Annotated in this window: 11 protein-coding genes; 7 read left to right on the top strand and 4 right to left on the bottom strand. The window is 53.0% G+C overall.

What is annotated here, in order from left to right:
• Positions 1-630 precede the first annotated feature (630 nt).
• Entirely contained in the window at positions 631-2,631 is a 2,001-nt protein-coding gene (locus tag G491_RS0103380) for an oxidoreductase (protein ID WP_084511276.1), read from the bottom strand.
• A 162-nt stretch (positions 2,632-2,793) separates the two neighbouring features.
• Here G491_RS0103380 and G491_RS29280 point away from each other — a divergent pair, with 162 nt between their 5' ends.
• Positions 2,794-3,795, top strand: coding sequence for a GlxA family transcriptional regulator (locus G491_RS29280; protein WP_035217556.1), 1,002 nt, complete (start codon positions 2,794-2,796; stop codon positions 3,793-3,795).
• A 96-nt stretch (positions 3,796-3,891) separates the two neighbouring features.
• On the opposite strand, the gene G491_RS36070 is transcribed toward G491_RS29280, so the two are convergent.
• Positions 3,892-7,956, bottom strand: a complete 4,065-nt coding sequence (locus G491_RS36070) for a transporter substrate-binding domain-containing protein (protein WP_211239129.1) — start codon at positions 7,954-7,956, stop codon at positions 3,892-3,894.
• Positions 7,957-8,543: 587 nt separating this feature from the next.
• Here G491_RS36070 and G491_RS0103360 point away from each other — a divergent pair.
• Entirely contained in the window at positions 8,544-10,520 is a 1,977-nt protein-coding gene (locus G491_RS0103360) for a monovalent cation:proton antiporter family protein (protein ID WP_028313571.1), read from the top strand.
• A gap of 19 nt (positions 10,521-10,539) precedes the next feature.
• Here the strand turns inward: G491_RS0103360 and G491_RS0103355 are convergent, their stop codons facing one another.
• Positions 10,540-11,349 (bottom strand): helix-turn-helix transcriptional regulator, encoded by an 810-nt coding sequence (locus G491_RS0103355; RefSeq protein WP_043809219.1) that lies wholly within the window; start codon positions 11,347-11,349, stop codon positions 10,540-10,542.
• 112 nt (positions 11,350-11,461) lie between these two features.
• Between G491_RS0103355 and G491_RS0103350 the strand changes: the two genes are divergently transcribed.
• The 3 genes from G491_RS0103350 to G491_RS33320 all read left to right on the top strand — a co-directional run bounded on the left by G491_RS0103350 (position 11,462) and on the right by G491_RS33320 (position 15,811).
• Positions 11,462-12,448 carry an aldo/keto reductase gene (locus G491_RS0103350; protein WP_028313569.1) on the top strand — a complete coding sequence of 329 codons (987 nt, stop codon included), beginning with the start codon at positions 11,462-11,464 and terminating at the stop codon, positions 12,446-12,448.
• A gap of 296 nt (positions 12,449-12,744) precedes the next feature.
• Entirely contained in the window at positions 12,745-14,199 is a 1,455-nt protein-coding gene (locus G491_RS29265) for a lytic transglycosylase domain-containing protein (protein ID WP_051327005.1), read from the top strand.
• Between the two features lie 244 nt (positions 14,200-14,443).
• On the top strand, positions 14,444-15,811 hold the full coding sequence (locus G491_RS33320; RefSeq protein ID WP_051327004.1) for a pentapeptide repeat-containing protein: 1,368 nt from the start codon (positions 14,444-14,446) through the stop codon (positions 15,809-15,811).
• Positions 15,812-16,163: 352 nt separating this feature from the next.
• On the opposite strand, the gene rfbD is transcribed toward G491_RS33320, so the two are convergent.
• Positions 16,164-17,042: a dTDP-4-dehydrorhamnose reductase gene (gene rfbD, locus G491_RS0103330; protein WP_028313567.1), complete on the bottom strand. Its 879-nt coding sequence runs from the start codon at positions 17,040-17,042 to the stop codon at positions 16,164-16,166.
• A gap of 293 nt (positions 17,043-17,335) precedes the next feature.
• On the opposite strand from rfbD, the gene metK reads away from it, so the two are divergent.
• Together metK and ahcY are read left to right on the top strand one after the other, a co-directional pair.
• Positions 17,336-18,517, top strand: a complete 1,182-nt coding sequence (gene metK / locus G491_RS0103325; RefSeq protein ID WP_028313566.1) for a methionine adenosyltransferase — start codon at positions 17,336-17,338, stop codon at positions 18,515-18,517.
• A 99-nt stretch (positions 18,518-18,616) separates the two neighbouring features.
• Complete coding sequence (ahcY, locus tag G491_RS0103320) at positions 18,617-20,026, top strand: adenosylhomocysteinase (RefSeq protein ID WP_015947272.1); 1,410 nt, start codon at positions 18,617-18,619, stop codon at positions 20,024-20,026.
• The last annotated feature ends 61 nt before the right edge of the window (positions 20,027-20,087 follow it).

Here is a 20,087-nt window from a genome sequence, read left to right as displayed (position 1 = left end):
CAATTAGCTCGTCCCCATGCTTCGTGTGGTAATGCATACAGGGGCTGCTTAGGGGAGATTTCCTCCTCTTAGGCTGGTTGATGTTGGGTTCGAAGTCCACACCCGTTTTAGCCGGGGTGAAGCGCATAGCCGGACTTCTTAACCCAACCTATGTCTCTGCTTGACGCGGTGTAGGTTGGGTAGAGCTCCGCGAAACCCAACACATGAAACCATTGACAATTGGAACGCCGCAGGGATTTTGAAGTGGAAAGCTCTCCAAATATGGTCCCTTCTGTCCGCCAAGGGGGGGAGGTCCGAAGAATCTGTGAAGGACCGTGGGAACGGGAAGAAACAATCTCTCTTGGAGCATAAGGGGGGCTAAAAAGACCGTCATCCCGGCAAGGGCGATCCGTATTTCAGGATCGCCCGCAAGCCGGGACCCAGTGTCTTTGATGTGTATTTTACGCTTCCTAAACAGCGCGGGGACCGCGCAACTACGGGCCGGAGACCGGCCAACTACAGCGCGGAAACCCCGCAACTACAGGCCGGAAACCGGCCAACTACGGCGCGGAGGCTGCGCAACTACTTCAGGCCGGAGACCGCCCAACTACAGCGAGGAGACCTCGCAACTACGGCTGGTGAGGTAATGCCCTAAATATTCCGTCCTGCGTCGAAGCCGTTATGGACGGCGTCAAAGGCCAGGGCGATGCCGTTGGCGTCGCCGATGACCTGGAAGTCGATTCCCTTGGCTTTCAGGGTTTCGGCAAGGCCGTTAACCGGCTTGGCGCCCGCTGCCAGAACCACGGTGTCGGCCGGGATGGCGTATACTTCCTCGCCCGTCTGCACTTTGATTTCCGTGGGGGTGATTTCCAGGGCCTTGGTGCCCGTGCTTATGGAAATGCGCTGCCTGCCCATGTCCTGATGCATGACCCACTTGGTGCTTTTGCCGATGCCTGCGCCGATTTTATCCAGCATTTCGATCAGGGTGACGTCCACGGTTCCCTGGGTGGCCAGCTTGTACAGGGCTTCCGGGGTTTCAGCCTGATTCACCAGCAGGAACTTGATGGCGTCGCCGGACAGCGTGCCGATTTCCGAAAGATGCATGGCGGTTTCCACGCCCACGGCGCCGCCGCCGATGACGACCACTTTCTTGCCCACAGAGACTTTGTCCAAAAGCACGTCCCACGCCTGGACCACGTGGGGCTGATCCACGCCGGGGATGGGCGGGGCGACTGGCTCGGCGCCCGTGGCCAGAAGCACTACGTCAGGCTTTTCCTGATCAATCAGGGCTTCGTCAACGGCGGTGTTCAGCTTGACGTCCACCTTGGCGAGTTTAAGCTGCGTGGTGAGGTCCTTGGCCAGTTCCACGAATTCCTCGCGGCCGTGGGGAGCGCCGGCCAGATAAAGCTGCCCGCCCAGTTTGCCGCCTTTTTCGTACAGAGTCACGTCGTGGCCTTTTTCCTTGGCGGCCAGGGCGGCGGTCATGCCGGCCGGTCCTCCGCCGATGATCATGACCTTTTTGGGGGAGGCGGTTTTTTCAATGGCCTTGGAGCTTTCGTAGCCGGCCTTGGGGTTGCACATGCACTTGACGTGCTGCAGTTGGAACAGGCTGTCAAAACAGCCCTGGCAGCAGGCGATGCATTGGACGATTTCGTTTTCACGGCCGGTGCGGGCTTTTTCCGGCATATAGGGATCGGCGATGAGGGCGCGGCCGAAAGCGACCATGTCGCAGAAGCCGTCCCGGATGATTTGCCGGGCCACTTCCGGGGAATGGATGCGGTGGCTGGCGATAACCGGCACGTCCACCACGTCTTTGACGTTCTTGGCAAGATAAGCGTAAGTTCCGCGAGGCACGTTGGTGGTCATCTGGGGCACCCGGGCTTCGTGCCAGTTGCCCTTGACGCACAGGGCGTCCACGCCGCATTCCTCAGCCAGGATTCTGGCGTATTCGGTCAGTTCGTCGGCGCGCTGGCCGCCTTCCATGAAGTCGTTGTTGTCCAGGCGGACCATGACCGGATAGTCCGGGCCGACCTTCTCGCGGATGGCCTTCATGATTTCCACGCCGAAGCGGATGCGGTTTTCAAAGGATCCGCCGTATTCGTCGTCGCGAGCATTGGTGACCGGGGAGAGAAATTCGCTGATCAGGTATCCGGTGCCGCTCAGCACTTCCACGGCGTCGTATCCGCATTTTTTCACCCGCTCGGCCGACTCGGCGAAATCCGCGATGGTCTGCTTGATGCCTTCAAGCGTCAGGGCTTCCGGCGTTTCCCGAGTCATCCGGGAAGGGATGGCCGAAGGCGCCACGGGCATTTTGCCGTTCATCATGAAGGAATGGGAATACCTGCCCGCGTGGTTCAACTGGACCACGGACCTGGCGCCGCCATCCTGTATGGCCTTGGAAAGCCGCGTGAGGCCGGGCATGAACTCGTCCTTATGGGCGCCGATGTACATGCTGTTTCCGGCGACCTCGTTCACCGTGGCGTTGCCCACGGCGATCATGCCTGCGCCGCCCTTGGCGCGTTCCGCGTAAAAATCCACAATCTGGTCCGTCACCAAAAAGTCCACGGCCATGTTCAGATGCATGGCGGGCAGATAAATTCTGTTTTTGACTTCCATTTGGTTGATTTTGATGGGCTGAAACAAGGGATCCATGATTTTCTCCTCCTGACGGCTTGTTTTTTTCTGATCGTTCAAGGCTGCGACCCTGAGAACCATTCTTTGACGGTATATTTTTACAGCTTGACGGAGTAAATCAAAAGAGGCTATTTTGACTTTAACCATGCCAAATCAGACATGGGCGCCAGGAGGAGAAATATGCCGCACATCACATTGCTTGCTTACGAGAACTGCGCCGCTTCCGCCATTTACGGGTGCATAGACGCTTTTGGAATATCCAACCGGTGGTACGCGCAGCTTAACCGGGACAAGGAGAACGAGCCGCCCTTGTTTCAATGGGACATCGTCTCCCTGGACGGCAAGCAGGTGGAAGCGGACGGCAGGGTGATCGTCACGCCCCACGCCTCCATCCACGATATTGAGAAGACGGATTTCATCCTGGTTCCCGGCTTTCTTCCCCCCATCCGCTTTATCGGCAAGGCGCCCCGGGAGCTGACGGAATGGCTTCGCAAGCATCATGAAAAGCATGTGATGATAGGCTCCACCTGCACGGGAACTTTTTTATTGGCCGAGACCGGCATTCTGGACGGCAAGGTGGCCACCACCAATCTCAAGTTTTCCCGCTATTTCAAGCGTCTATACCCCAAGGTCAAGCTGAGGCCCGAACGGATTTTGACCGAAGACGGAGGCGTGCTTTGCTCGGGCGCCACCACGTCGTTCTGGGATTTGTGCATCTATCTGATTGAAAAATTCGGCTACGAGGAATTGGCGGACGTATGCTCCAAGGCCTTGCTGATGGAGCCTCGCAACAGCCAGTCCCCCTATTCCATATTTGAATTTCAGAAAGATCATACGGACGAGGTGGTCAAGGAAGCCCAGTGCTTTCTGGAGGAAAAGTTTCCCTCGCGGATTTCTGTGGAAGCCCTGGCCTGCGACATGGGCGTGAGCCCCCGGCATTTTGTGCGGCGTTTTAAGCAGGCCACCGGAGATTCGCCGCTGATTTATCTGCAGAGGGTGCGCATTGAGGCGGCCAAGCATCAATTGGAAAAGACGGCCCAATCCATCGAGGAGATCACCCAGCAGGTGGGGTACGAAGATCCCAACTCCTTCCGTAAGCTGTTCAAAAAAACCACGGGCCTCTCCCCCCGGGAATATCGCAACCGCTTTACCCGGTTGTTAAAGCCGGTGCCCATGAGATAGCTTTCTGAGATTGCTTCGCCTCCCCATGCTGAGAGAGCGGTCCGCCTATGGCGGGAAGAGAACCATGCCGGAAAAATTGTCATCCTGACTGTATCGTTAGTTTGAGGTTTTCGCTTCATCCAGCACGGTTCTGATCAATTTAGCCATTTCGGATTTGATGATCGGTTTCATGAGCAGCCCTTTGATTCCCGCTGCTTTTGCGTTTTCCTCGTTGATCTTTTCACTGAAGCCTGTACAAATGATAACAGGCATATCGGGCCTTATGGATCTCATTTTTATGGAAAGCAGGTCGCCGGTCATGCCGGGCATAGTCATGTCGGAAAGCACTAAATCAAAAGCATGGGGATTTGCTTCAAAGACTCTTAACGCCTCTGTGCTGCTGGTGCACGCTGTGACATGATAGCCAAGGCGTTCAATCATTTGTTTTTCAAGTTTGGCGACAGCTTCTTCATCATCCACCAGCAAAATTCGTTCATGGCCTCTGGGATCGCTTTCTGTCAGTGGCACAGGACCTTCAGATACGCTTTTTTCCATGATTGGCAAATGGATAGTGAAGGCGGTTCCGGATCCCAGTTCACTTTCAACACTGATGTCGCCCTTGTGCTCCTTAATAATTCCATAGGCTACGGCAAGTCCAAGGCCAGTGCCTTTACCCTGTTCCTTGGTGGTGAAATAAGGCTCAAAAATCTTATCCAGGATGGCTGGATTGATTCCTTCGCCGTTATCCGAAATGACTAATACGGCGTAACGTCCCGGGCCAAGCGGTTTGCTGCCTATTTCTTCCGCGCTTAGTCTGGTTTCCTTAAGTTGTACAAAAATTTCGCCGCCGGTTTTCTCTACGGCGTGATAGGCGTTGGTGATGAAGTTCATGACCAGTTGATGTATTTGCGTGGGGTCGGCAATCACAGGCCCGCAATCGGGCATGATATCCTGAGAGATTTGGATATCCGCCGGGATGGTCGATCTACTTAGTTTGAGGACTTCCCGGAGTATTTTTTGGACCAGAACCGGGATTTTTTTATGCTCGGATTGACGGCTGAAGGCAAGAATCTGATTTACAAGGTCGCTTGCCCGTTTTCCCGCCGTAAATATTTCCTGTGCGTTTTCATATTCAAGGCTGTCTGGCGGTAAATCTTCCAACAGAAGCTCGGACATGCCGACGATTGGAGAGAGCAGGTTGTTAAAATCATGAGCGATACCCCCTGCCAGGTTGCCAATGGATTCCATTTTTTGGGCTCTTTGGAGTTGGGCAATCAAGGATTCCCTTTCTTTTTCCATGCGTCTGCGTTGAATCTGCTCCCATGCGCTGCCTAACAGCAGCTCAAATTGACGAAGATCGTTTTCAGTGTAGGGATTCACCTTATTGGCCACAGCCGCGAGCATCACAATACGACCGCTGTCGAACACAGGAACAGATAAAAAGCGGGAAATGGCTACATGCCCTGCCGGACAGCCTTTCTTGGCGGGATGCGGCTTATTATAATCATTAATGATAATCGCTTTTCGATGTCGGACAGGCTCCCCCCAAACGCCTGACTCGGCAATGGAAAAAGTGATGGGTTTGTGCTGGATTGTGCATTGTTCCATGGCGGAAGAAGACCATGCGTGGATGTGCATGATTTTTTCGTCTTTACTCATAAAGCCCAAAAAACCAATTTTACTATCCAACAAATCAACCATTTTTTCCAGAATGATGTCACATATCTTTTTTTCCGAAATATCCGTCAGATTTTGAATGACATGGATAATTTCCAGACGCCCTTTGTTCAAGCGGTCTTCTTGTTGAGCCGCCTTTCGTTTTGTTATGTCCCGGGAAATTCCAATGACGGACTGAACGCTTCCCTCTTCGTTAAATTCAGGGTTGAGTTGCATTTCCAGGGAGACCCAGCCGTTCTCCAGTTCAACGTCAAAATCCACGCAGCGGACTTCCCCCGTCAAAAAAACCTCATCGATGCTGTTTTCCCATAATTCGCACAAGTGCTTGGGGAAACCCATTTCGCGGTGGGTCTTGCCCAGATATTGCTCCGGAGTCAGCCCTGTCGCCTCTATCGCTTCGCGGTTCGCAAAAATATGGCGATGGCTTCTGTCATAGCGCATAATATAATCGCCGGAGTTTTCCACAATAGCATTGTATTGGGACTCTCTTTGACGGAGTTCATTTTCCGCCTGTTTGCGCATGGTAATATCACGAGCGGTTCCCTGAAATTTCGATACCTGGCCGTTCTCGTCATGAAGCACTTTGCCGTGTATTTCCACTTGAACAGGTTCGCCGTTTTTTTTAAGCCACTCAGCTTCAAAAATAACGCCGGGTCCTTCCGTCCCTTTGGCCGCCTCCTCTGCGAACACCTGTTTGATATATTCCAAGTTTGTGGCGTCGCAATGATCAGACAAAGGGGTGTTTATCCATTTTTCCGCCGTGTACCCTGTCAGTTCTAAAATAGCAGGGTTGATATAGGTGAATTCAAGCTTTGGATTTAAGGTCCAGATTACATCCAGCGTGTTGTCCGCCAGCAGTCTGTATTGTTCTTCACTCTTTTGGAGTTCGGCGGTTCTGGCTGCAACCTGTTTGCGTAATGACCAGGACCACAGGAAAAAAGCCAGCAAGAGCAAAAGCAGGGGGATGGCGACTATGGCGACATAGCGAATGATAGCGGCGAGATTGGTGTGGGATTCCTCATACACTCCAAGCCACTTATTGCGTATACGGCGATATTCACCAGTTTCTTCTATGATTTTAAGGCCTTCGCTAAACTGCGCTAAGAGGGCTTTGTGGCCATTGGGGACGGCATAGCAGTATTCTGTTGTCAGAATTGGTTGACGGCCCAGTTCCAGATTCGTCCAATTATTTTTATTGATGAGGTATAGGGTGGTCACTCTGGCGGACAGTGCGCAATCGTATATTCCATTGGAGACGCCTCTCAAAACATCTTCCTGGGTATCTTTGAGCGAGATATGGTCCTTGAACCCATGTTTTACGGCATAGCTGTATATCATGTCGCCCCTTTGAACGACAATGCTTTTGCCCGTTAACTCCTTCATGCTCAAGGGAGGAGGGCCTTCTCCCTTGCGAGTTATCGCGACATAATGATTCAAGGTATGGGGCGGCGTAAAGTCGAATTTCAAATCACGCTCCGGACTATAAAACATGCCTCCCAAGGCATCTATGTTGCCATTTTCAAGATCTTCCACGGCCTTTGACCAGGGCCCCAGGCGGATTTCAATGTTCAATCCCATTTCCCGGGCGATGGCCCGCGTGAGATCAACATTCATGCCTGCCGGGAGGTTATTTTCGTTTAAAAATTCATAGGGTGGGTAATCGTAATCCCCTCCAATGATTATGCGGCGATTAGTGGGCAGCTGCAAAGCGGCAAACCATTTGGCGTGCAGATGACGATAGGTCCCATCCGCCATCACCAGGGAGAGACCTTCGTTCAGGAGAGCCAGGGTGTCCCGATCCCCCTCTTTGACCGCAAAGCAAAAATCCTGGCGAAAACCTTTGACAGGCTTATTGACGATTTTCAAATTGGTAAGTCGGGCTTCCTGGATGAGTCGCAGGGCGACCAGTCTTTGAATAACGACTGCATCATGCCTGCCTTGGGAGAGCTCAGACAAAGCCTGTTCAAAAGTGTCGGTAGTATGGATGATCGCTCCGCAGTCTTCTCGCCTTAAAAACTCCTCGGCGTTGTCGCTTTTCATGACAGCGACCTCACGCCCTTTCAAATCTTTCAAATCGCGGATGCCGGCCTCGCCCTTTCGAACAACAATGGCTCCATGTATGGACATGTAAGGGAAGGTAAAATCAAAAGCCGCTTCCCTTTCCGGGGTTCGTCCAACCAGGGGGAGAGCCTGTACTTCGCCCTGTTCCAGCCAGCCCTTCACTTGCGGCCAGGGCCCGGTTCGAAAAGTGACTTCCCGTCCCATGGACTTAAGCGCTGCACGCATAAGTTCCACGGAAAAACCGATTGCCTGCCCATTCTTATCGATTGCGCTAAAAGGAGGATAGTCAATTTCCGCCGCGGAGCTTAAAATCTGCTTGTTGCCGAACGTGTTTTCTTTCGCAAGGGCGTAATTGCCTCCCAGGAGGATGATAGTGAGACAGATTATGGTTAGTGCATGCGGAAAAGGGCAATACCTGTAAGAATGTATGCGGTCGGAAGTCATGATCGTCATTTCATTAAATATTCAAGCAGTCGGTTATCTGGGCCTCATCAATGCCATGGGTTGAAAAAAGAGGTATTCCCATTGTAAAATCAGGCCATGATAGTGAACAGAAATGGAAAGTGGAAAAGCAACTATCGTGCCAAAGTCCTTGTGCGATAGGATGATGGCAGACTATGCGAGCCTGGTAATTTCCATCCCGATCAATTTGAATCAAAGCCGGGATGGAATCTCGTCTCAAACACGGCTGTCTCGGTACAGTTGCAGCGAAGCTATAATTCCCATTTTTATTAGGATAGCTTGCGCCGCCGGCGCAGGGCAAGTTTTTGATGGAGAGTCTCAGTGTGAAGGGGCGTTTGGACCCTGTCTCCCGCAACCTCATCGCCGGTTTGCCTGGAAAGCGATATTGGCATATCCGCACTGAACTGGCTTGGCCGCTTCATGTATCCGGAAATGGAAAGGGAGGCGTTGAATAGCGCTTCCCGGGGAACGGGGGCGTCAAACGTTTGTCTTTCAGGACAAGGTGTAGTATCAGCCATAGAATTCCAAAGCGGCATTTGGCATGTTTCAAAGATCATGGAGGCTGATGAATGGGCATTGCAGCGGACATTGTTGTGATTGTGGTGACGGCACTGGCTGGCGGGCTGATTGCGCAAAGGCTTAAACAACCGCTGATTCTGGGCTATATCCTGGCCGGAGTCCTGGTGGGGCCTTATACCTGGGGCCGGATCAGCCCGGAGGAAATCCACAACATTGAGCTGCTGGCGGAAATCGGCGTGGCCTTGCTGCTGTTCGCCCTGGGCCTGGAGTTTTCGTTCAAAAAGCTCAAGCCTGTCAGCCGGATTGCGCTCATCGGCACGCCCATACAGATTATACTGATCATTGCCTACGGCTACCTGATAGGCCGTTTGTTCGACTGGGAGCCGATCCATGCATTGTGGCTTGGGGGCTTGGCCTCGCTGTCCAGCACCATGGTTTTGTTGAAAACCCTGGAAAGCCAGGGGTGGATGGGCACCCTGTCCAGCCGGGTCATGATCGGCATGCTCATCGTGCAGGATTTGGCTGTTGTGCCCTTGATGATCATCCTGCCCCAGATGAGCGATCCCAAGGCCGGCCTTCCCATATTGGGAGTGGCGGCAATCAAGGCTGTTTTGTTTCTGGCGGCGATGATTGTGGTGGGCGTCCGGCTTTTGCCCTGGGTCATGAAAAGGGTGGCCGGGTGGAACTCCCGGGAGTTGTTTTTGCTATCCATCACGGCCATCGGCCTGGGCGTGGGATACGGCACTTATCTTGTGGGGCTTTCTTTTGCTTTCGGCGCATTTGTGGCCGGCATGGTGCTTAGCGAGTCCGACTTCGGGTACCAGGCCTTGAGCGACATCGTCCCGCTGCGGGACCTTTTTGGGCTGTTGTTTTTCGCTTCCGTGGGCATGCTGCTGGACCTGAATTTTCTGGCGGCGAACCTGAAAACCATCCTGATGCTGGCGGCTTTGATCAGTATAGGAAAGTTCCTGGTTTTTTACTCGCTGTCCCATGCCTTTGGCTACGGCAACGTGGTTCCGCTTGCCGTGGGCTTCGGCCTGTTTCAAATGGGCGAGTTCGGCTTTGTCCTGGCCAGAACCGGCGTGGCCGCCCAGGCCATAGACCAGAATTTATACTCCCTGTTTTTAAGCGTGGCCATTGTAACCATGATTTTGACGCCCGTCGTCTCCCGTTTGACCGTTCCTTTGTACAGCCTGCAGAAGCGCCTGCGAAAAGACGTTCCCATGGAAACCATCCAAATTTCCGAAGAAAATATGGAAAACCATGTAATCATAGTCGGCGGCGGCAGGACCGGCCAATACGTGGGGCGCGTTCTGCAGCGTATGGACGAGGATTTTGTCATGGTCGAGCAGGATTTCAGGCAGGTGGAAAAGGTCAAAGAGCTGGGAATGGCGGTTTTGTACGGAGACGCCTCCCAGGAAGTCGTTTTGGAAGGGGCGATGGTGGACAAGGCCAGGCTGGTGTTGATAACCACTCCGGCCCTGGTGACTTCCCAAACCGTTTTGCGTTTGGCCAAGCATGCCAACCCGGATATACGCGTCATTGCCATGGCCGACTCTATGGAGCACATGAAATTGCTCAAGGAAGCCGGGACTTGCGACGTGGTCATGCCCAAGTATGAAGCAGGGTTGGAGTTCGCTCGCCAGGCCTTGATGGATTTGCACATTCCGGCCACGGAAATCCAGCGGTTCACCAACGCCGTGCGGCTGGATCTGTATGATTCGCTTCTCAGCCAGCATGTGGAATACTCCACCCTGGACCACCTGCAACGGGCCACGGATCAACTGGAGCTTGTCTGGGTTGAAATTTCCGAGAAGAGTTCCATGGCGGGGAAAAGCCTATTGGAGCTCCGGATTCGCACCGCAACCGGCGCTTCCGTGGTAGGAGTCGTTCGCAAGGGAATCCTTTATCCAAACCCGGAAGGGAGGCTGGCGTTTCAGCCGGGCGACATGGTCGCCATCATCGGCAATGGGGAGCAGGCCGCAGCCTTTAAGGAAATGGCCGCACCGGAAAAAGCCGTTGCATGAAAGCGCGTTGGAAAATCGCCTATTGCTTTTGAGAAAAGGTTTCCTTGAAGGATTTCGGCGGCGCTCCGTAAATCATATTGAAATCCCGGTAAAACGAGGAAAGGGACTCATACCCGCAATCCAGGGCGATTTCCGTGATGGCTCTTGCCGGTCCGCATAAAGCCAGGGACGCCATGAGGATCCTGTACAACCTGAGGTATTCGAACAGGGTGATCCGCATATCCTCCTTGAACCGCCTTGAAAGATGCCGGCCGGAGTAGGGCAGGGCCTTGGCGAAATCGTCCATGGACAAGGGCCGGAAATAATTTTTTTCCACAAATTCAGCCGCGTTCCGGGCCAAAGGCGTGCCCGCCTCGGGCAAACGCACTAAATTGGCCTGCTTTTCCATGTCTTCGGGCAGCGCTTTGAGGAACAAATCCAAACACTCCCTGTTCAGATTGCGGGAAAGATCCTGCACTCCCCATATTTTCAGCCTGTCGAATAACGCCGAATTCAAGGGGCTTATAAAAAACAAGCGAATTTCCTGCTTCAAACCCGGGAGCAGATCCTTTTTCAAATAAATGGATTTAAAGCTCACCGACTGCCCCAACACCACGGACCGGTGGGCCAGGCCCGCGGGAATCACTGCCGTCAAAGGCCCGAACATAGGCTGCCTGCGATTTTCGTCCACCAGCAAGGCTACGCCGCTTCGGATTCTCAAGACTTGATGGTGAGTGTGGCTGTGCAGATCCTCGCTGGAATATTCGGCCATGACCCCAGCCATGGTGCGCACGTCCAGGCCGTGTGGGATCAAATCAATTTGCTGGGCGATTTTTAGAGTGTTTCGCATAATTTTGTCCATAATTAGGAATAAAATGACTATTTTTCTGATGAAGGTCAAGGCCTTTTTGCGTATCATCCGTGACGTAAGCTGAAATGAAAACCTAACCAAAGGAGATGATATGAAAAAACGTCAATTGGGGGCAAACGGCCCCGAGGTTTCGGCAATGGGCCTGGGATGCATGGCCATGAGCGAGTTTTATGGGCCTTCGGATGACGAGACGTCCAAGAAGGTGCTATTGGCGGCTTTGGACATGGGGGTGACCATGCTGGACACGGCGGATCAGTACGGGTTCGGGCATAATGAGGAATTGATCGGCAAGACGCTCAAGGAGTGGAGCGGGAAGGTTTTTGTCGCCTCCAAGTTCGGCATTGTGCGCAAGCCCGGGGAATACGCCAGGACCATCTGCGGCAAGCCGGAGTATATCCGCCAGGCTTGCGAGGCCAGCTTAAATAGGTTGGATCGGGAATGCATCGACCTGTATTACGCCCACCGTATTGACGCAACCACGCCCATTGAGGATACCGTGGGCGCCATGGCCGACTTGGTGACGGAAGGCAAGGTGCGTTATATCGGTTTGTCCGAGCCTGCCGCCGAGACCTTGAAAAAGGCCCATGCGGTGCATCCCATCGCCGCGGTGCAGTCCGAGTATTCCCTGTGGACCCGTGAGGTGGAGGAGGAGATGCTGCCGGTCATGCGGGAGTTAGGCGTGGCCCTGGTTCCTTACAGCCCATTGGGACGGGGCGCGCTGACCGGCAAGCTGGACGCCGCCGGCATATCCAAAGAAGGGGATTTGCGGCCTTTTCTGCCCCGGTTTTCGGAGGAAAACTTTCAGGCAAACATGGAGCGAACCCAGGTGTTGCTGGACCTGGCCGCATCCAAGGGCGTCACTCCGGCCCAGGCCGCCCTGGCCTGGATACTGGCTCAAGGGGAGGATATCGTCCCCATCCCCGGAACCAGACGTTTGAAATATCTCCAGGAAAATCTGGGCGCCTTGGACGTTGTTCTGACCGGGGACGAAATGGACGAACTGAATCAGGCCTTCGCCCTCGGAAGCATCCTGGGGGACCGCTACACCGCCGAAGGCATGGCAGGCCTTAACAAGTGACCAATCTCTAATCCTCATCCATATGTAAAAATGGCGCAGTCCGTCCTTTTTGGGGGCGGACTGTGATGCATTTCCTATCCCTATCCCCTAATAATGTGGAATAATACGCTCAACCAACGGCCTGAAAATGCAATAGGCTCCGAAAAAATCCGCCTTTCCCTGGCCGTTATTAAAATTTTTTTAGGGGGTGGAAAGGAAGTCTTGGCCTATGTTATGATTTCGGTCATGAATCCCTTGCCGACCAACACGAATGGCGCGCCGTTCGAAAAATACTTAGTGAGCGCCTTAGGGTGACCATGAAAAAGCTGTTATTCCTCTTGATTTTCGCCGGGCTTGGAGCAGCCGCATATTACGGCCTTCAGGCGTCCGGATACACGATAATGATTTCCCGTCCTCCGATGACTCGAAGTCTTTCCGCGAGCCTCGCCCAGGCGGAGGCGCCGGAAAGCCAGACGCGAAAAAGCGAGGCGCCGCCCCCCCCATCCCCCGACATTGACATCCAAAACGAGGATCCTGACGAAGATAAATGGATTGTGGAGGAAGAAAGCCAGGACCTGGAGTTTCCCTCCGTGGCGGACGAGTACATCGTATACGAAGATGAACAAAGCCTTGACGAGAGTGAGGACGAAATCCGGGACGAGGCCGAAGCTCCAAGCATGGCGTCGGCTGCATCTTTAGTGCAGATGGACATCAACGAGCCGGTGGACGAATTTCCTTTGTCCCCCCCGGGCGACGAGACGGTTCCCTCTCTGTTGGATTCTTTAAGAGTCACCGGCCCATTGTATTTTTGCGGGGAGCAGGTTCCTTTGGACAACCCCGAGGTAAGGGAGCGTCTGGAAAAGGAGTTGATGCTTTCCTTATGGGACAGGCCCCAGGTGCTGCTTTGGATCAAACGCTCCACCCGGTACATGCCCATTATCGACTCCAAGCTGAAAGAGGCCGGCATGCCGCGGGATCTGCGATACGTGGCCGTGGCGGAAAGCGCTTTGAGGCCCCATGCGGGCTCTCCCAAAGGCGCTATGGGATTCTGGCAGTTTATAAAGGGGACGGGCAAGCGCTACGGCCTGGAAATCAACAGGGACGTGGACGACCGCCGGGAAATCAGGCGATCCACGGACGCCGCCATTTTGTATTTCAAGGAGTTGTACAAGCGGTTCGGTTCATGGACATTGGCGGCGGCCGCCTATAACATGGGGGAAGACGGGCTGGAGTCCCAGATTTTGGTCCAGGAGCAGATCAATTATTATCAGTTGTACCTTCCCCTGGAAACCCAGCGGTACATCTTTAGGATTTTATCGGCCAAGCTGCTCATGGAGCACCCGGAAAAATTCGGCTTTCACCTCAAACCCGAGGACTACTACCCTCTGATTGAGGTGGAGAACGTGGAATTCAAGACCGTTGCCAAGGCCCCCCTGACCCTGGTGGCCAAGGCGGCGAACACGTCATTCAAGCACATAAAGGACCTCAATCCCCATTTAAGGGGCTACGACCTTTCCGCCGGAAACCATAGTATTATGGTTCCCAAAGGCGCTTCGGACGGTTTTAACGAACGCTTTTTGACCCTGTTCTCCAAATGGTTCGAGCAAAAGGCAGGACACATCTACGTGGTCAAGCCCGGAGACTCCCTCACGCGCATCGCCGAGGCCCACGGCATCCCCCTGCCCACCCTGGCCATGTGGAACCGCATCAACCTGGACAAACCCATCGTCCCCGGCCAGCGCCTGGTGGTTTACAAACGAGCTGACAAGTAGGCCCCCTCCGGAAGCCAAAAGTGTAAAACTAAATTAACTCGCTTCTCTGCGGAATACATAGGTCGCCAGGGGCCGCCATCCCAAAAAAACAGGATACTTCCTGTGTCCCAGGATCATTTTTTAAATATACATATAATTTACATTGTGCGCCGAACTATATTGGCGTGATTGATCTTGATCATTTAATGCCTTCCTGCTAATGAAACAACAAATCTTAAACTAAAATCCAAATAGGAAGAATGCTATGGACGGCCATTCTGCTTGGATACTGTTGGTCACCCTGATTTTATTACTAGGCGTTGTGTGGCAAGGGGTGAAGGGCGAAAACACAATTAAGCCAGACTATATGACCTTATTGGTGATTTCTCTTGTTCTACTTGTAACATTGGCCGGTATAGGCCTGTATGGCGCCTTTGTTTTTGTGGAAGAATCCAAAGCATGGCTGCATTTTGTGGAAATTATTGTTGGCAGCGCAGCCGTTGGGTTGATTACTCTTGGCGTTAACTCGCAACTCCAATCGCGGGCGCTAAATCTCCAGGAACAAGAGCATTTGGCTCAATTCACAAAGCAAGCGCTCGATGATAAAGTGGTTATTAGGAAACGAATTGCCCAGTATTTCGCGGAGGTTACTCAGTCTGACAAGCTGCGAAACGGTTGGAGAAATTATTTGAAAGTTGTTGAAGTGGAGTTCAATAAGGAAAAGGAAAATGCAAAAGCGAAGCAAGATGAGATAAACATATTAAAAGAGCGAATTGCAAATCTCGAAAGTAGAAGCAACGAGACATCTACTGACGAATCTCAAGAACCCGGAAATACATATTATAAAGCAAAGACGGAATTACGTCGAGCATTAAGGGCAAAGGAAGAGGAACTCAATGGAATCAAAGAGCAACTAATCCCCTCTAAGGTCCAGAAATTTCGAGAAGATTTGATTGAACCTTTTGCTGATCTTGAAGGCGTGAATCTTCGGGGCAGGAATCTCCGAGACGTCGACCTCATGGGCGCCAATCTTGAGGGCGCGATGCTTCTTAACGCCGATCTCAACGGCGCCAACCTAAAACGCGCCAATCTTAAAGAGGCCAATCTTTTTGGAGCTGATCTCGAGGGCGCAAAACTCTACAAAGCCAATCTTTTGGGAGCCAACCTTGAGGTAGCTAATTTTCAAAGTGCAAATCTTGTAAAAGCGAATATTATGGGGGCAATAATCCATAAAACAAATCTTGATGATGGAATCCTCGTTGGAGCCAATCTTAAAGCTACCAATCTTTATAAGGCGAGCCTTAAGGGCGCCAATCTGATGGGCGCCAATCTTGAAGCTGCGAATCTTTACAAAGCAATTTTTGAAGGCGCCAATCTTTCCTGCGTGGATTTTAAAAATGCAAGATTTTATAGAACAAATGCTATGGGTGCAAACTTCAAAGACGCCAACTTTGAAGGCGCAGACCTTGAAGGCGCAATGCTGGTTAAAACAAATCTTGAGGGGGCGAAAAGCCTTACGGTTGATCAACTCTGCCACGCAGGGTCATTATTTCAAGCTGATATGGATGCGGAGTTAAAAGATATGGTCAAAAAGCAGTGTCCGCATCTTTTTGAAGAACCGCCTCCCGAATAATGTACAAGATTTACTGTGATTTACAGGTTACAGGGAAGGAACAGGGTTAAAAAAAATATGCTGCGCACACTGGCAAGGTACTGCTTTGCCGGCGCCACCCACAAAATGAGGTTTCCTTGGGAATGGGCGGTTCAGAATGAGGCTCCACGCGTGCGCGGCAAATAACATTGCCCGGACAGCCCATGTCGGGGGGCTGTCACTTCCTTTGCGCGAAGCGCATTTGAAAAGTTTTTGTCTTACTTTTTTCAAAAAGTAAGCCGCCGGAGGCAGGCTGTTAAGCAGTTTTGCAGTTCGCCGGAGGCGCAGTTATTGTTGCCTTTTCATCTTGTTAGCAGTTCGCCGGAGGTGGAGTTTATTCTTTCATCAATTGTTTTTTATTGGCTTTTACAAAGGCCTTGAGGTCGTCTTGCCAGGGCGGCATTATATCCAGGCCGAGTTCTTGAAAGCGTTGGTTTTCCAGGATGGAGTTGGAAGGCCTGCGGGCCGGGGTGGGGTAGTCTCTGGTTTCGCAAGGAGTCAGGTTATGCTTCACGTCCATCAGGGATAGAAAGGTCCCGGCCAGCTCATACCACGTGCAATAGCCCTGGTCCGTGGCGTGGAAGGTTCCCGTCTCTCCCGATTCGATCAACACCTTGATTTGTTTCGCCAGCGAATAGGCCCAGGTGGGGGAGCCGAATTGGTCGTTCACCACCTTGCGGAGGGCGGCGGGGTTTTCCTTGCTGAGCCTGAGCATGGTTTTCAGAAAATTCGGGCCTGCAGCGCCGTACAGCCAGGCCGTCCTCACAATGGCGTGCAGCGGGCACAAGGAGCGCACGGCCTCTTCTCCGGCCAGTTTGCTTTTGCCGTACGCGGATAAGGGGTTGGGGGAGTCGTCCTCGGTGTATGGGTGTGGAATGCTTCGCACGCCGTCAAAGACGTAATCCGTGGAAATATGGACCAGGAAGCCGCCGTATTTGCGCACTGCTCGAGCCAGATTTTCAGGTCCGATGGCGTTTACATCCCAGGCGTCCTGAAAATGGGTTTCGCATGAGTCCACCTTGGTGTAAGCGGCGCAATTGACAACAATATCGGGCCTGATTTCCTTAATCCGGCCCTCCACCTGAGATTTATCACGAATATCCAAAATATTGGAAGAAAATCCATGTATTTCATGCGTGGGATATAGAACCCGGACGCACTCAGTTCCCAAGAGACCCTGATTGCCGGTTATCAGTATCTTAAGATTTTCCATAGTTTATTCTACCCCATCGAAAATCATAGCGCAAGCCGGGCTTGTTAAGCGCATAAACAAAGGGGAAGGGCGCCTTGACAGTCGAGTCTAATCATGTTACGGATGCCGCCGGTTTTGTTGTGAATTCAAACTCTTTTGTCGTCATCCAAAAACTGGACCGGCAAGGTTAATCGGCAAAGCGACCAACTTGTTCAACTTCTCCAGGGATATGTTCAATGCACCCGGCGGATTGCGCATCTATTTGGCCCGTTGCTTCCATTGCCTGAATATGTCCATTGTTAGGAGAATTGTCCATGAGTAAAATATCTGCAGATCATGTTTTTACCTCAGAGTCGGTGAGTGAGGGCCATCCTGATAAAATTTGCGATCAGATTTCCGATGCAATCCTCGACGCCTGTTTGTCAAAAGACCCCAGAAGCCGGGTGGCTTGCGAAACCATGGCTGCACACGATTCCATCATTACTGCGGGGGAGATCACCTGCGGGGCTTGGGATGAAATCGACACGGAATCCATCGCCCGGGATGTTGTGCGGGAAATCGGCTACAATCGCGAGGAACTGCTTTTTTGGGACCAGGCCTTTCATTACAGCACCCATATTCATGGACAGTCCCCGGACATCTCCCAGGGCGTGACGGAAGGGGAAGGGCTTTTCGCCGAACAGGGCGCCGGCGACCAGGGCATGATGTTCGGCTACGCCACCAACGAAACCCCTGAGCTTATGCCTACGCCCATTGCCTTTTCCCACCGGATTTTGCGCCATCTGGAAACCGTCAGGAAATCCGGCAAGCTGGCCTATTTAAGGCCGGATTCCAAGTCTCAGGTATCGGTCAAATATAAAGACGGCAAGCCGGAGTACATCACCAGCGTCGTGGTTTCGCATCAGACCGACGACGTGTCCCTGGACCAGATCCGGGAGGACATTGTGAATGAAGTGCAGGAACTGCTGGAGCCCACCGGTCTGCTGCGCGCCGACACTTTGTATTACATCAACCCCACCGGCAAGTTTACCCTGGGAGGCCCCTGGGCCGACGCAGGACTGACCGGCCGGAAGATTATCGTGGACACGTACGGCGGCGTAGGCAGCCATGGGGGCGGCGCTTTTTCCGGAAAGGATCCCTCCAAGGTGGACCGTTCTGCAGCCTATTACTCCCGTTACGCCGCAAAAAACATCGTGGCCGCGGGCCTGGCCGACAAATGCGAAATTCAGGTGGCTTACGCCATTGGCGTGGCCAAGCCCATGAGCATTAACGTGGACACCTACGGCACCGGCAAGGTTTCCGAGGAGAAGCTCCAGGCCGTGCTGGAATCCGGGGAGATTTTCGATTTCAGGCCCGCCGGAATCATCAAGGACTTGGACTTGCTTCATCCCAACGGATGGTCTTACCAGAGGTCGGCGAGATACGGGCATTTCGGCCGGGAAATCTTTCCCTGGGAAAAGACCAATAAGGTGCAATCCTTGCAAAATGCGCTTTAGGTCTTATATTATAAATTTTCGCGGCGAAACGCGGCATAGCCGAACGGGCGCCGGGTTTCGCTTCCCAAAGAACATTATATAGAATTACAGGAGCCTTAAATGACTGACTCTGCACTGAAATACAAGGTCGCGGACATTGGCCTGGCTGATTTTGGACGCCGTGAACTGGAAATCGCCGAGCATGAGATGCCCGGGTTGATGGCCACTCGTGAGAAATACGGCCCCCAAAAGCCCCTGAAGGGCGCCAAAATCAGCGGAAGCCTGCATATGACCATTCAGACCGCCGTTCTTATTGAAACCCTGGTAGAACTGGGTGCGGATGTGCGCTGGGCCTCCTGCAACATTTTCTCCACCCAGGACCACGCCGCGGCGGCCATCGCCAAGGCCGGCGTTCCTGTTTTTGCATGGAAAGGCGAAACCCTGGAAGAGTATTGGTGGTGCACCAAACAGGCCCTGACCTGGCCTGACGGAACAGGCCCCAACCTGATTGTGGACGACGGCGGGGACGCCACCTTGCTGATTCACAGGGGATATGCGGCTGAAAATGACGCCTCTATTCTGGATGAACCCACGGACGTTCATGAACTCCAGTGCATTAACGACGTACTGAAAGCCACTCTTAAGGAAGATCCTCAGTTCTGGCATAAAGTGGCCGCCGAATGGAAAGGCGTTTCCGAAGAAACCACCACCGGCGTCAACCGTCTTTATCAGATGCAGGCAAGGGGCGAGCTTTTGACCCGGGCCATCAACGTCAACGATTCGGTGACCAAAAGCAAGTTCGACAACATCTACGGCTGCCGCGAGTCCCTGGTGGACGGCATCAAGAGAGCCACGGACGTCATGGTTTCCGGCAAGAACGCCCTGATTTGCGGATACGGCGACGTGGGCAAAGGCTCGGCCGAATCCCTGGCCGGCCAGAACGCCCGGGTGAGCGTGACCGAAATCGATCCCATCTGCGCGCTTCAGGCATGCATGGCCGGCTTCCAGGTGGTCACCATTGAAGACGCCCTTGCGTATACTGACATCTATGTCACCTGCACGGGCAACAAGGACATCATCACCGCCGAGCATATGTCCAAAATGAAAGATCAGGCCATTGTGTGCAACATCGGCCATTTTGATAACGAAATTCAAATGGACAAACTCAGTAACTGGCCCGGGGTGGAAAAAATCAATATCAAGCCCCAGGTGGACAAGTGGGTGTTCCCTGACGGACACTGCATTTATATCCTGGCCGAAGGCCGCCTTGTTAACCTGGGCTGCGCAACCGGGCATCCCAGCTTTGTCATGAGCTCTTCCTTCACCAATCAGACCTTGGCTCAAATCGATCTGTGGCAGAATCCCGGAGAAATTGGGGTTACCTGCCTGAGCAAGCAGTTGGACGAGGAAGTGGCCCGTCTGCACCTGGACAAACTGGGCGCCAAGCTGACCACCCTGACCCCGGATCAGGCCGATTACATCGGCGTGCCCGTGGAAGGTCCTTTCAAGTCGGACATTTACCGCTATTAAAAAGAAAAATCTCCGGCCTGCAATGTCCTGCAGGCCGGAGCATCTCAGCATATCGGCCGTT

It is taken from the genome of Desulfatibacillum aliphaticivorans DSM 15576, from assembly GCF_000429905.1.
GTDB lineage: Bacteria > Desulfobacterota > Desulfobacteria > Desulfobacterales > Desulfatibacillaceae > Desulfatibacillum > Desulfatibacillum aliphaticivorans.
Note: the sequence above shows the minus strand (reverse complement) of the source record. Positions and strands in the feature narration are given on the sequence as shown.